The sequence below is a fragment of the Streptosporangium sp. NPDC051022 genome, assembly GCF_040683035.1.
In the GTDB taxonomy this organism is placed as follows: domain Bacteria; phylum Actinomycetota; class Actinomycetes; order Streptosporangiales; family Streptosporangiaceae; genus Streptosporangium.
Genome location: NZ_JBFBCF010000015.1, coordinates 1 through 12390, shown reverse-complemented (window position 1 = coordinate 12390; position 12390 = coordinate 1). Strand labels below are relative to the sequence as shown.

At 67.6% G+C, this 12390-nt stretch carries 12 protein-coding genes and 1 tRNA gene; 6 read left to right on the top strand and 7 right to left on the bottom strand.

Going from position 1 to position 12390, the window contains the following annotated elements; translation table 11 throughout:
* Positions 1-29 precede the first annotated feature (29 nt).
* From AB0N02_RS23620 to AB0N02_RS23605, 4 genes are all read right to left on the bottom strand, one after another.
* A complete protein-coding gene (locus AB0N02_RS23620; protein WP_363950248.1) occupies positions 30-821 on the bottom strand; it encodes an MBL fold metallo-hydrolase in 792 nt (263 codons plus the stop codon).
* On the bottom strand, positions 818-1657 hold the full coding sequence (locus tag AB0N02_RS23615) for an NUDIX hydrolase (protein WP_363950246.1): 840 nt from the start codon (positions 1655-1657) through the stop codon (positions 818-820). The genes AB0N02_RS23620 and AB0N02_RS23615 overlap by 4 nt, the downstream gene beginning before the upstream one ends.
* A gap of 73 nt (positions 1658-1730) precedes the next feature.
* The gene (locus AB0N02_RS23610) at positions 1731-2189 is read right to left on the bottom strand and encodes a RidA family protein (RefSeq protein WP_363950244.1); all 459 of its coding nucleotides are present in this window, start codon (positions 2187-2189) and stop codon (positions 1731-1733) included.
* Positions 2186-2341, bottom strand: a complete 156-nt coding sequence (locus AB0N02_RS23605; protein ID WP_363950242.1) for a DUF4177 domain-containing protein — start codon at positions 2339-2341, stop codon at positions 2186-2188. Before AB0N02_RS23605 ends, AB0N02_RS23610 begins: the two co-directional genes overlap by 4 nt.
* Before the next feature lie 183 nt (positions 2342-2524).
* On the opposite strand from AB0N02_RS23605, the gene AB0N02_RS23600 reads away from it, so the two are divergent.
* Positions 2525-3529, top strand: a complete 1005-nt coding sequence (locus AB0N02_RS23600; RefSeq protein ID WP_363950239.1) for an ArsA-related P-loop ATPase — start codon at positions 2525-2527, stop codon at positions 3527-3529.
* Positions 3526-4683: an ArsA family ATPase gene (locus tag AB0N02_RS23595; RefSeq protein WP_363950237.1), complete on the top strand. Its 1158-nt coding sequence runs from the start codon at positions 3526-3528 to the stop codon at positions 4681-4683. The genes AB0N02_RS23600 and AB0N02_RS23595 overlap by 4 nt, the downstream gene beginning before the upstream one ends.
* A gap of 277 nt (positions 4684-4960) precedes the next feature.
* Here AB0N02_RS23595 and AB0N02_RS23590 read toward each other — a convergent pair whose 3' ends face one another.
* Positions 4961-5257 carry a WhiB family transcriptional regulator gene (locus tag AB0N02_RS23590; protein ID WP_012887233.1) on the bottom strand — a complete coding sequence of 99 codons (297 nt, stop codon included), beginning with the start codon at positions 5255-5257 and terminating at the stop codon, positions 4961-4963.
* Between the two features lie 266 nt (positions 5258-5523).
* On the opposite strand from AB0N02_RS23590, the gene AB0N02_RS23585 reads away from it, so the two are divergent.
* Positions 5524-7785 (top strand): transglycosylase domain-containing protein, encoded by a 2262-nt coding sequence (locus AB0N02_RS23585; protein ID WP_363950235.1) that lies wholly within the window; start codon positions 5524-5526, stop codon positions 7783-7785.
* 325 nt (positions 7786-8110) lie between these two features.
* Here the strand turns inward: AB0N02_RS23585 and AB0N02_RS23580 are convergent, their stop codons facing one another.
* Positions 8111-8566 (bottom strand): GatB/YqeY domain-containing protein, encoded by a 456-nt coding sequence (locus AB0N02_RS23580; protein ID WP_363950233.1) that lies wholly within the window; start codon positions 8564-8566, stop codon positions 8111-8113.
* Between the two features lie 80 nt (positions 8567-8646).
* Here AB0N02_RS23580 and AB0N02_RS23575 point away from each other — a divergent pair, with 80 nt between their 5' ends.
* The 3 genes from AB0N02_RS23575 (at position 8647) to AB0N02_RS23565 (ending at position 11771) form a co-directional block, all read left to right on the top strand.
* Complete coding sequence (locus AB0N02_RS23575; RefSeq protein WP_363950231.1) at positions 8647-9570, top strand: metallophosphoesterase; 924 nt, start codon at positions 8647-8649, stop codon at positions 9568-9570.
* A gap of 32 nt (positions 9571-9602) precedes the next feature.
* Positions 9603-9676 (top strand) — tRNA-Pro (locus tag AB0N02_RS23570).
* 898 nt (positions 9677-10574) lie between these two features.
* Complete coding sequence (locus AB0N02_RS23565; protein ID WP_363950229.1) at positions 10575-11771, top strand: DNA sulfur modification protein DndB; 1197 nt, start codon at positions 10575-10577, stop codon at positions 11769-11771.
* 60 nt (positions 11772-11831) lie between these two features.
* Here AB0N02_RS23565 and AB0N02_RS23560 read toward each other — a convergent pair whose 3' ends face one another.
* Complete coding sequence (locus tag AB0N02_RS23560; RefSeq protein ID WP_363950748.1) at positions 11832-12281, bottom strand: tyrosine-type recombinase/integrase; 450 nt, start codon at positions 12279-12281, stop codon at positions 11832-11834.
* Positions 12282-12390 lie beyond the last annotated feature (109 nt).

Below are 12390 nucleotides of genomic sequence, written 5' to 3'. Positions count from 1 at the left end.
GAGCTCGGGCGCTCCGGGCCGCGACGCCCTCAGGTGTCGCCGAGATAGGACAGCTGGGCTCGGACCGACATCTCCGCGGCGGGCCAGAGCGATCTGTCCACGTCGGCGTAGACGATCTCGACGATCTCCCGCACCGTCGCCGCCCCCTGCCCGCGCGCCCGCCTGATCTGGTCGAGCCGCTGCCTGCGGTGCGCGATGTAGCCGTCGAGCGCGCCGATCGGGTCGGGCAGCACCGGGCCGTGCCCGGGGAGCAGCGCCCGCGCGCCCACCCGCTCGACCGTCGCCCGCAGGCGGTCGAGGGAGCGCAGATAGTCGCCCAGGTCCCCGTCGGGGGCGATCACGGTGGTGCCCCGGCCGAGCACGGTGTCGCCGGTGAGAACGGCCCCGTCCTCGGGCAGCCAGAAACAGAGCGAGTCGAACGAGTGACCCGGCGTGCCGACGACGTGCACCTCCAGGCCGCCCACGGTGAGCACGTCGCCGTCGCCCAGGCCCTCGTCGCCGAGCCGCTGCCGGGGGTCCAGGGCCCTGACGGGGGCGCCGACCAGCTCGGCGAACCCGCCCGCGCCGGCGCTGTGGTCGGGGTGCCCGTGGGTCAGCAGGATCGCCGTCACCCTGCGCCCGGCGAGGTGGCCGGCCACCCTGCGCAGGTGGCTCTCGTCGTCCGGCCCCGGATCGACGACCAGCACTTCCTCCCCCAGGCCGATCACCCACGTGTTGGTGCCGTCCAGGGTCATGGAGGACGGGTTCGGGGCGAGAAGGTTGAACGCGTGGTCGGTCCCCGAGCCGTCGGGACCGTCGAGGGGGATCCGCAGCCCGCTCATGCGGCGCCGGACCCGTGGTCGTCGTCGAGCACGATGCGCATCTCTCCGTCCACCTCCACGACACCGGGCATGAAGGTGACGATCTCACGTTCGGCCGCGAGGACGTCGGCCACGGTCCGGTGAGCGGAGATCTCCCTGAGCGTGCGGCGGGTCGGGGACATCAGCAGGATCCGGCCCCGCCGGGAGTCCTCGAGCGCGTCGGCCGGCCGTACCCACGCCACCTGGTCGGCCTCGCCGCCGACGTCGCGGGGACGCTGGCCGGGCGGGAGCGCCGCGACGAAGAAGCGGGTGTCGAAGCGCCGGTTCTCGACCTCGGGAGTGATCCAGTGAGCCCAGGGGCGCAGCAGGTCGGAGCGGAGCACCAGGGACCGTTCGCCCAGGAAGTCGGCGAACGACAGGGTCCGGTCGATCAGCGCGAGCCGGTCGGCCTCCCAGTCGTCGCCGGTGGTGTCGGCGACCACGGACCCGCCGGACGGCCCGGCGAGCAGGACGCCCGACTCCTCGAACATCTCCCGCACCGCGGCGCAGACCAGGCCTCGCGCGGCCCGCTCCGTCGTGTGGAAGACCCGCCCCCACTCCGCGGGCGAGGGCCCCTCCCAGGAGATCGTGTGGTCGGCGTCACGGGGGTCGACCCCGCCACCGGGAAAGACGTAGGCGCCGGCCGCGAAGGCCATGCTCGCCCTGCGTCTGAGCAGATAGACCTCGGGCTCCCCGCCGTTCCCCTCGCGCAGCAGGACCACGGTCGCGGCATCCCGGGCCGGGACGGGCTCGACCCGCCCGGCCAGGATGTCACGCGCGCGCTCTACGAGCTCGCCACGGAGCGGAATCCCTCCCATTCAGCCCTCCCACCGGAACAACACTCGGTTTTCGGAACCCATGATGTGGTACGGCTCCCGCCCCGGGCGAACGTCAGCCGACCTCGGCGATCAGCTCGACCTCGACGGGCGCGCCCATCGGGAGGACCGCCACGCCGACCGCGCTGCGAGCGTGCTTGCCCGCCTCGCCCAGGACCTCGACGAGCAGCTCGCTGGCGCCGTTGATCACCTGCGGCTGGCCGGTGAAGGAGGGGTCGCTGGCCACGAAGCCGACGACCTTGACGATCCGGACGACGTTGGACAGATCCCCGGCCACCGACCGGAGCGCCGCGAGCGCGTTGAGCGCGCAGGTCCTGGCGAGCTCACGGGCCTCCTCCGCGCTCACCTCGGCGCCGACCTTGCCGGTCGTCAGGAGCTTGCCGTCCACCATCGGGAGCTGGCCCGAGGTGTAGACGTAGTCGCCCGAGCGGACGGCCGGGACGTAGGCCGCCAGCGGCGTCACCACTTCGGGAAGCGTCAGGCCGAGCTCCGCCAGCCTCTCCTCCGGAGTCACTGCTTCACCCTCTTCAGGTAGGCGACCAGCTGCTCGGGGTTCGGCCCCGGCACGACCTGGACGAGCTCCCAGCCGTCCTGACCCCAGTTGTCGAGAATCTGCTTGGTCGCGTGGACCAGCAGAGGCACCGTCGAGTACTCCCATTGCGTCATGTGGGACACATTAGCGAGAGCCGCCGGGACGGGCGGCGGCCCACCGGCTTACCGCCGATCGGGGCGCGTCCGGCCGCTCCACCGGGTCGATCACTCCCCAACGGGCTGTGAGAATCGACATAAAGGTTTCGGCATGGACGGTCCCGGCGAATCGCCAGGTGGCCGTTGGGTAGCCTTCGAAGCGTGAGAGCTCGCGACACCGATTGGGATGGCGTACGCCTCCACGTCGTCACCGGTAAGGGCGGCACTGGGAAGACCACGGTGGCCGCCGCCCTCGCCCTGGCCCTCGCCTCCGGCGGGCGCAAGGTCCTGCTGGTCGAGGTCGAGGGCCGGCAGGGAATCGCCCAGGTCTTCGACCTGCCGCCGCTGCCGTACGAGGAGCGGAAGATCGCCGTCGCCCCCGACGGCGGGGACGTGTACGCGCTGGCCATCGACCCCGAAGAGGCCATGCTCGAATACCTCGAGATGTTCTACGGCATGCGCAGGGCGGGCAAGGCCCTCACCAAGATGGGGGTCGTCGACTTCGCGACCACCATCGCCCCCGGCTTCCGCGACGTCCTGGTCACCGGCAAGACCAGTGAGGCGGTCCGGCGCAAGGACAAGACCGGCAGGCGGATCTACGACGCGGTCGTGCTGGACGCGCCGCCGACCGGCCGGGTCGCCCGTTTCCTCAACGTCACCAACGAGGTGGCCGGGCTCGCCAGGGTCGGGCCGATCAAGCACCACGCCGACCTGGTGAACGGCGTCGTGTCCTCCCCGGAGACCGCGGTGCACTTCGTCACGCTCCTGGAGGAGATGCCGGTCCAGGAGACCCTGGACGGACTCGACGAGTTACGGACGGCCGGCCTGCCGCCCGGCGGGATCTTCACGAACATGGTCAGGGAGTCGCTGCTTCCCGCCTCGATCCTGAACGCCGCCGCCAAGGGCAGGTTCGACACGGCCGAGATCGCGCTCGGGCTGAAGGCCGCCGGGCTCGCCGAGGGCGGCTCCGACGCGACCGCGGTGGCCGAGGCCCTGGCCGAGGAGATCGCCGAGCACGCCCACCGCACCCGTCTGGAACACCGCGAGAGGCGGTCGCTGGACACCTCGGGCCGCCCGCGGTACGAGCTGCCGCTGCTGGCGGACGGAGTGGACCTGGCGGGACTGTACGAACTGGCCGAATCGATCCACGCGCAGGGAGCGGCATGAGCGAGCGCAGCGAGCGGTCCGTCAGGCACCGGACCGTCCCGGTCCTCGACCTCGACGCGATCATCGACGACCCGGGCACCCGGATCGTCGTCTGCTGCGGCTCCGGCGGCGTCGGCAAGACCACCACGGCCGCGGCGCTCGGGCTGCGCGCGGCCGAGCGCGGCCGGTCGGCCGTGGTGCTCACCGTGGACCCCGCCCGGCGGCTGGCGCAGTCCATGGGGCTCACCGAGCTCGACAACACCCCGCGGCCCGTCGCGGGCGTGCGGGGCGAGGGCGTGCTGCACGCCATGATGCTCGACATGAAGCGCACCTTCGATGAGATCATCGAGGCGCACGCGGACCCCGAGCGAGCCCGCCAGATCCTGACGAACCCCTTCTACCAGTCCCTGTCGTCCAGCTTCGCCGGGACGCAGGAGTACATGGCGATGGAGAAGCTCGGCCAGCTCCGCCGCTCCGGCGACTGGGATCTGATCATCGTCGACACCCCGCCGTCGCGTTCCGCGCTCGACTTCCTGGACGCCCCGGAACGGCTGGGCCGCTTCCTCGACGGCAGGCTCATCCGGCTGCTCATGGCCCCCGCCAAGGCGGGCGGGCGCAGCGCGTTCAAACTGCTCAACGCCGGGTTCGGCCTCGTCGCCGGGGCGCTGACCAAGCTGCTGGGCGCGCAGGTGCTCAAGGACCTGCAGACGTTCGTCTCCGCGCTGGACGCGGTCTTCGGCGGGTTCAGGGCCAGGGCGGAGCAGACCTACAAGCTCCTGCAGGCCCCGGGAACCGCCTTCGTCGTCGTGGCCGCGCCCGAACGCGACGCCATGCGCGAGGCGTCCTACTTCGTGGAGAGGCTCGCCGAGGAGCGCATGCCCCTGGCCGGGCTCGTGGTGAACCGGGTGCACCGCGCCCCGGCGGCCGTGCTGTCGGCGGCACGCAGTACCGCCGCGGCCGAGGACTTGGAGGCGCGGGGCGAGCACGAGCTCACCTCCGCCGTACTGCGCCTGCACGCCGGACGGATGCAGCTGGCCGCCCGCGAGCACCGCGAGCAGGAGCACTTCGTCTCCGCCCACCCCACGGTGCCCGTCGCCCAGGTCGCCGCCATGTCCGAGGACGTGCACGACCTGGAGGGCCTGCGCCGGGTGGGCGAACTGCTGGCCGCCCAGTGACGCGTCACCGACCGGCATCGACACCCGCACCGACGCGGCACCGCGGGCCGGTCACCGGCACACGGCATCGTGAACCGACCGACCGGCCGAGCCGGCATCGGCCGACGCCGTGGGACCCGGTAGGCCGGTACCACGGTCAACGCCGGTCAACACCGATCGGCACCGTGAACCGCCCGCCCGTGCACCGGCCGCCCGCCCGCGTGCGCGGACGGTGACCGGAGACGGACGTGCGTGTACGGCTGACGCTCGGCGCCAGCCGTACGGGATCAGCGGGAACTCAGCCGGCGATCAGCTCGTTCGTTCGCTCGTACTCTTCTTTGGCCAACTCCAGCAGGTCCCGCCAGGAGTCGACGTCCGGTCGCCGGCGCAGCAGCGCTCGACGTTCGCGCTCGGTCATCCCGCCCCACACCCCGAACTCGATGCGATTGTCCAGCGCATCGGCGAGGCATTCGGTCCGGACCGGGCATCCCCGGCAGATCAGCTTCGCTCGGTTCTGGGCAGCGCCCTGAACGAACAACGCGTCAGGATCCGCACCCTTACAGGCCGCACGGGAGGTCCAATCCGTGATCCACATTCGACCCCACTCCCCTTAGGTGGTCAGTCGTGACTTGGGGCCGACGGGCGCGGGCGTCGAGCCTCCGTATTCAGTTGCCGCAGAAGGAGAACGTACGCAATCAGACGTTCGGGCCGACAGACCCCGGCGGGACCAATTTCTCGCATGGTCATCGGCGGCCATCTGGCCGGGAATGACTAGTCACCTGCGTCCGATACACGGACAAGTCAAGGCGAAATGGGCTTCCGTTACCGTTTGGGTCATCCGTCCGACGTACCCTTGGAGTCGTGCATGCTGAAGGCAAAGCTCAGGGGTCAGTGCTCACGAGCATCGGTAACGTGGTGCGGTTGCTCGCCGCGGCCACCGTCGGAGGCGTGCTGGTCGCCGCCGTGGCGTTCCCGGCTGTCGGCGGCGCGGGTATGACCGTCAAGTCGGCCACGGAGGAGCTACATCTGCTCCCCGAGGAGCTACCGGAGCCCCCGCTTGCCGAGAAGACCACCCTGCTCGATGCGAACGGCAAGCAGTTCGCCCAGTTCTACTTCGAGAACCGCGAGTCGGTGAAGCTCGACCAGGTCGCCGACATCATGCAGACCGCGATCGTCTCGATCGAGGACTTCCGGTTCTACGAGCACGGCGCGATCGACCCCGAGGGCACGCTCCGCGCGGCGGTGAAGAACTTCGCGGGCGGCGGAGGCGTCCAGGGTGGATCCTCCATCACGCAGCAGTACGTCAAGCTCGTGCTGGTCAACGCCGCGGAGACCCCGGAGGAGAGGGCCGCCGCCGTCGAGCAGACCCTCTCCCGCAAGCTGAACGAGCTGCGCTACGCGCTCGCCATCGAGGAGAAGTACTCCAAGCCGCAGATCCTGGAGCGCTACCTCAACATCGCCTACTTCGGCGCCGGCGCCCACGGGATCCAGGCCGCCTCGAAGCGGTTCTTCGGCAAGCCCGCCTCCAAGCTGACCCTGGTCGAGGCCGCGACGCTGGCCGGGGCCGTGCAGAACCCCAGCCGGACCGACCCGAACGCCGGCAAGGAGTCCCGCGCGCGGCTCCTCGACCGGCGCAACACCGTCCTGAACCGGATGGCCGAGCTGGGCAAGATCACGCCGCAGGAGGCCGAGGAGGCCAAGGCCAAGAAGCTCGGCTACAAGGACATCTCGGTCCCCGGCGGCTGCGACGAGAGCCCGTACCCCTACTTCTGCCTCTACGCCCAGAACGAGATCCTCAACAACGAGATCTTCGGCAAGACCCCCGAGCAGCGCCAGAGGCTGCTCCAGCGCGGCGGCCTGACGATCAAGACGACGCTCGACACGAAGGCGCAGGCCGCCTCGGAGAAGGCCATCAAGAAGTTCGTGAAGTCCAGCGACAAGCCGGTCGCCGCGCAGGCGATGGTCGTGCCCGGCACCGGCGCCATCAAGGCGATGGCCGCCAGCCGGGACTTCGGGCGGGACAAGAAGAAGAACCAGATGAGCTACAACCTCGCCAGCGACGTCCAGCACGGCGGTGGCACGGGCTTCCAGGCGGGGTCGACGTTCAAGGTCTTCACCCTGCTCACCGCCCTGGGCAAGGGGTTCAAGCTCGACGACGGCTTCAGCACCGGTGCCGCCTACACCGCCTCGAGCTACGGCGCGTTCCGCGACTGCAAGGGCAACGCGGTCGGCGACCCCAGCCACGACATCCACAACTCCAGCGAGGGCGGCGGCGGCTTCAAGACCCTGACCACCGGCACCCTGGGCTCGGTCAACACCTTCTTCATGCGCCTGGAGCAGGAGGTCGGCCTCTGCGAGGTGGTCAAGACCGCCAAGAGCCTCGGCATCAAGCGGGCCGACGGCAACAAGCTCGGCGAGTACGAGACCTTCACGCTCGGCATCAACGAGATGGACCCGGTGACGGTCGCCGCCGCCTACGCGACGATCGCCTCGCGCGGCGCCTACTGCAAGCCGATGGCCATCACCGAGATCCGCGACCGCAACAACAAGGCCACCCAGTACAAGCCCAAGTGCGAGCAGGTCCTGGACGAGGAGGTCACCGACGCGGCCGCCCACATCATGTCCGGGGTGTTCACCAAGGGCACGATGAGCGAGTACGGCGGCATCGGCCGTCCCGCGGCGGGCAAGACCGGCACCACCGACGGCTACACCGCCGCCTGGTTCGCCGGCTTCACCCCCGACCTCGCCTCCGCGGTCAGCCTCGGCGACCCGCGCGGCGCCTTCAAGCACGACCTGACGGGCGTGACCATCGGCGGGACGTACTACCCCTACGTGTACGGCGCCACGATCTCGGGGCGGATCTGGAAGTACTCCATGATCGACGCGCTGAAGGGCGTCGCGCCGACCGCCTTCACCCCGGTGAACACCGAACGCTTCGGCGGCTGCTCCGGCGGCCGGTGCGCGCCCAAGGCGCCCCCGAAGCGCGACCCGCGCGAGGGCGGCGACGGCCAGCAGGACGAGACCACCGACGTCACCAACGACCCTGCCGCCAACGGCGACTGGTTCGGCGGCGGCGACCGCGGCAACAACGACACCGGATTCGGCCGCCGGGTCAACCGGTAGGGTCCCCGGCCTTTCCCCGGCTCCTTCTCCCCTGGGAGGCGGGCCGCGGGAAAGGCCGTTCCCTTTTCCGGGGAACGTCCTTCCGAGGCGTTCCTCCCAAGACGCTCTTCCCGGGGTGCTCTTCCGGGGACGCCAGGGCGTGCCGGAGCCGCCGGAGCCCTTCCAGACGGGAGCCCTTCCGAACGGGAATCCTTCCGGGCCGGACTCCTTCCGGGAGGGAGGCACGGGAAGAGGCCGCCCGGGACGGGGCCGCGCCCCTGAAGCCGCCAGAGCCCTCCCAGGTCTCGGGGAGGGCCCTGCCTACGGGCGGCCGCGAGATCGGCCCTCAGCCCGCCAGACGGCTGCGTACAGCCTGTGCCACGCGGCTGCCCTCGGCGCGCCCGGCGACCTTCGGGTTCACGATCTTCATGACCTGTCCCATGGCCTGCGGCCCGGTGGCCCCGCTCTCGGCGATGGCCTCGTCCACGATCTCGGCGATCTCCTCGTCGGACAGCTGGGCCGGGAGGTACTCCTCCAGCACGGCCTGCTCGTCCACCTCGGCCTGCGCCTGCTCGGCGCGTCCCGCGCCGCTGAAGGCCTCGGCCGCCTCGCGGCGCTTCTTGGCCTCCTTGGCCAGCACCTTGATGATCTCCTCGTCGGAGAGCTCCCGGGCCGCCTTTCCCGAGACCTCCTCGACGTTCACCGCCGCGAGGGCCATCCGGATCGTCCGGGTGCGGACCTCGTCTCTGCTCTTCATGGAGGCCGTGAGATCGGCCTTCAGTTTGTCTTTCAATGCGCTCATGCGGTCCATCTTGCCGCCTCACCAGCCTCGCTGTATCCCGGGTTTCCTTTGGCGGGCCCGATGTCGGGCATGATGAGAAGGTGAGGAAAGCAGCCGCGGTGCCCCTGTCCCTGCTCGGTTTCGGCCTGGCCGGTCTCGCCTACGCCTCGATCGTCGAGCGCAACGCCTTCCGCCTGCGGCGCTTCGACGTTCCCGTGCTGGAGCCCGGCCAACGCCCGGTGCGGATCCTGCACCTGTCCGACCTGCACCTCACCCCGGGCCGGCGCATGCTCATCAACTGGGTCCGCTCGCTGCGCGACCTCAATCCCGACCTGGTGGTCAACACCGGCGATTCCATCGCGCACCCGGACGCCGTCCCCCCGCTCATGCACGCCCTCGAACCTCTGCTGTCGCGCCCCGGCCTGTTCGTCTACGGCTCCAACGACCTGTACGCCCCGCGCCCCAAGAACCCCGTGCGTTACCTGTGGCGCACCTCCAAGGGGGAGCACGCCCAGAAGATCCCTTCCCTTCCCTGGGAGGAGCTGGGCACCGCCATGTCCACCGAGGGCTGGCTGAACATGAACAACACCACCGCCCGTCTCAAGGTCGGCGACCTCGACGTGGCCGTCGGCGGCATCAACGACTCCCACATCAACCTCGACCGCTACGACATCATCGCCGGTCCGGCCCCGGCCGAGGCCGACCTCCGCCTGGGCGTGATGCACTCCCCCGAGCCCCGCAACATGACCCGTTTCGCCGCCGACGGCTACCAGTTGCTGCTCGCGGGCCACACCCACGGCGGCCAGCTCTGCATCCCGTTCTACGGCGCCCTGGTGACCAACTGCGGCATCGACCGAGCCAGGGTGAAGGGCCTGAGCAGCCACGACTCCGCCTACCTCCACGTCTCCGCCGGCCTCGGCACCAGCCCCTACTCCCCCGTCCGCTTCGCCTGCTTCCCCGAGGCCAGTCTCCTCACACTGGTACCCCGGCACAGGAGTGACGCAAGCACCCGCGAAGTCCGCTAGACTTTCCCAAGCACGAGCAAGACGGCGTGCACCGGGGTGTAGCGCAGCTTGGTAGCGCGCTTCGTTCGGGACGAAGAGGTCGCAGGTTCAAATCCTGTCACCCCGACGCTTGATTCCCGAGGCCAGAGGCCACTTACGAAGATCGTAAGTGGCCTTTAGTCATTCCTGAGTGTCTAACTGCGTTACTAACGCTCCCGAGTCGCTTCCGCGACTCTCCTGCCTTCCTTGAACCGCAAACTGTGCGATGCCTCTCGGCCCCTCCAGGCTTGAAGGGGCCGAGAGGCTAGGTCACTTCATGATCCTGTGAAGCAGGCCAATAGTCACGATGCCTGCAGGAACTCCCACGGCGGGGGTGACCCCCACGCTGAGAACTCCCCCGACCGCGCCCGAGACGGCAAAGATGACCACCCATCGCTGCGGAAGTGGCTCAGGCTCCTGAGGCTCCTCATCCAACCTCTGATTGCCGCGTCCCAGTATCCTCATGTCGTACGTCCTTCCTGTGGCCTGAATCCTCTGGGCAGGGCGTCCGAACGGCTTCCTGTGCCTGCAGGAAGCCGTTCTTCGTCTAGGCGAGGCTCACGCACAGGAGCCCGAGCCGGCCAGTTCTGGCGCTCATCAGCTCCTCACATAACGCAACCCGCCGTCCACGGACCCGTTCAACCGTGGTTCCCGCATGGGGTCGATACCATGCTGTTGACAGAGATCCACGATCTAGCAGAGGACCCTACTGCAACTACGGGATCCCGATCAACGCCACCAGCGTCCCCGCAGTTCGCTATCACGCATCTGCGGGGTTGCCTACAGATCGCCAGCGTGATGACTGCATACCTTCGCCGTGTCCGGTGTTGTCGACGGTGCTGGTCAGCGAGCGATGGAGCGGGGGGCCAGCCCTGGTGACAGCGGCCGCCCCGGTGAACGTTTCCGGCCACTGCACTAGACACCTATCCTGACAACGGCCCACGCTGGCGTTTCCTTGCCAGCCCGCGCCCTTAGAGAGGAAGGCCATGACCACGCCGCTCTACGACGGTATTCCGATCAAGCTCTTGCAGTTCCGCGATTGCGCTGCAGTGGGAGTAACCAGCTGGGGCACTCTCCTCACCCTTGTCCCAGATCCACTGAAGTGGGAGAGAACCAACCCTCGGCTGATGGACCGTCGTCTCAGCGAGCAGGCAGAGCTACGCAACGCGGTGCAACGCGTCCTCAAAGGCACACAAAAGGGAAAAAACGTTAGATCATATGCGAACTATATCGCCGCCGCGCTACGCGGAGATTTGGGGCGCGCATACTCAACTCCCCCCATTTGCCTATGGTCACCACGCCCAATTCAAATGATTAATGATGGTCTTGCTTCAATCCCTCTCGGAAGCCCAGTGATCGCCGTTGACGGCGAGACGCAACTCGCCGCCATGCATGCGATCATGAATTCCCCACATGAATTTGGTCTCGACATCGAAGAAATCCCAACCCTGTCCGTTCCATTTGAGATTTATTGGGATGTCACGGTCAGTGATGCACGACAGATATTTCATGACCGTAATCTTTTTGGCGTACCAGTAGCCAAGACATTGGCACTGTCCATGGATCAGCGCGATTTCGGAACCACAATTGCACAACAAGTGATTGATACAACCAAGGTTGAGATCGACGGAAAGCCCGAATCCATTGCCAAGTATGTGAACACACGAAAGCGCCAACTTGGCAAAATGGATCCAGAGTGGATTACCCTATCTAGCCTGCGTTCACTCGCCGTTACAACATTGCTAGGTAAGGCTGGGATCGAAGCCACGTCCAAGACTATCGACCCGCAAGAAATTTCTTCTGGGATACCAGAAGAACTAGTCCTCTCCGAGATCTCCGAGATCTTGTCCGATACGATCTCAAGACTAGCTCACAAATTTGCTGAACGTTCCGCAATCACTGCACCGGCAGTCCTGGCGGGCGTAGGGGCAGCAGCTCATCGAACGACTTCCCTGGCGAAGGAACAACCAAGGCTTACAAGAGAGCAATTTGCCACGCTACTCAGCGAAGTCCGCTGGGAGCGGGAAGCTAGATACTGGGAAGGCGTGGCAGCAAAGCGAACTTCTTCGGGAGGGCTATCCTTTGCCGGCGGAGCAAAAGACTCAGGGCACCGCGTCTGCGATGCGATCCTGAATCCCGATTCCGAGCTCGGCATGCGGATCCGCGGTCGCAGTAGTCTCTAGCCGTCTGCATAAAGGAAGGGCCGCCTCCATCTTTCGGAAGCGACCCTAGTAGTTTGTCGACTAATCCTCCCGGAAAATTCGATCCATGGCTATTGCGCCACCTTGAAGAACTGGGCGAATTTGCTTTCGATAGACTAACTCCATCACAGCCGTACTACTATGACCAACCAATCGGGAGATCTCTTCCAGGGGGGTGTCATTATCGGAGAGCAACGAGACGAAGCTGTGCCGTAATTCTCGAGGCGTCCACTGGGCCGAGTCCAAGTCGGTGTCTTTGATGGCCAACCGGAAAGCGCGGCGTATATTCGCTGCGTCCAACTCGGTACCCACTGCCGAGGGGAACACTAGGTCATTGTCCTCCCAGCGTGTCTGTTTCTCGGCGGACCTTCGCTCTCTCTGCTGTTCCTCCCAATGAGCCTTGAGCGCGTCCACACAGCGTTTGGGCAAGGCCAGGGTTCGTCTCGACTTACGCGTCTTGGTGTCCCCTCCTGCCCGTACGGACCGCCACACGGCCACATGTGCAGCTGAGCTTGAAAGGCTGGTGTTACGACGGGGGCGCCGGGTGATGGCTTACGGCAATCGGTTATCCCGGAGGTATGAGGTATGCCGAGGGTGGCGG

Bases quoted from the DNA above. Each gene is read 5' to 3' on its own strand.
- AB0N02_RS23605 (WP_363950242.1), bottom strand. From the start codon at position 2,341: ATGACGCAATGGGAGTACTCGACGGTGCCTCTGCTGGTCCACGCGACC.
- AB0N02_RS23615 (WP_363950246.1), bottom strand. From the start codon at position 1,657: ATGGGAGGGATTCCGCTCCGTGGCGAGCTCGTAGAGCGCGCGCGTGAC.
- AB0N02_RS23595 (WP_363950237.1), top strand. From the start codon at position 3,526: ATGAGCGAGCGCAGCGAGCGGTCCGTCAGGCACCGGACCGTCCCGGTC.
- AB0N02_RS23620 (WP_363950248.1), bottom strand. From the start codon at position 821: ATGAGCGGGCTGCGGATCCCCCTCGACGGTCCCGACGGCTCGGGGACC.
- AB0N02_RS23590 (WP_012887233.1), bottom strand. From the start codon at position 5,257: ATGTGGATCACGGATTGGACCTCCCGTGCGGCCTGTAAGGGTGCGGAT.
- AB0N02_RS23565 (WP_363950229.1), top strand. From the start codon at position 10,575: ATGACCACGCCGCTCTACGACGGTATTCCGATCAAGCTCTTGCAGTTC.
- AB0N02_RS23580 (WP_363950233.1), bottom strand. From the start codon at position 8,566: ATGAGCGCATTGAAAGACAAACTGAAGGCCGATCTCACGGCCTCCATG.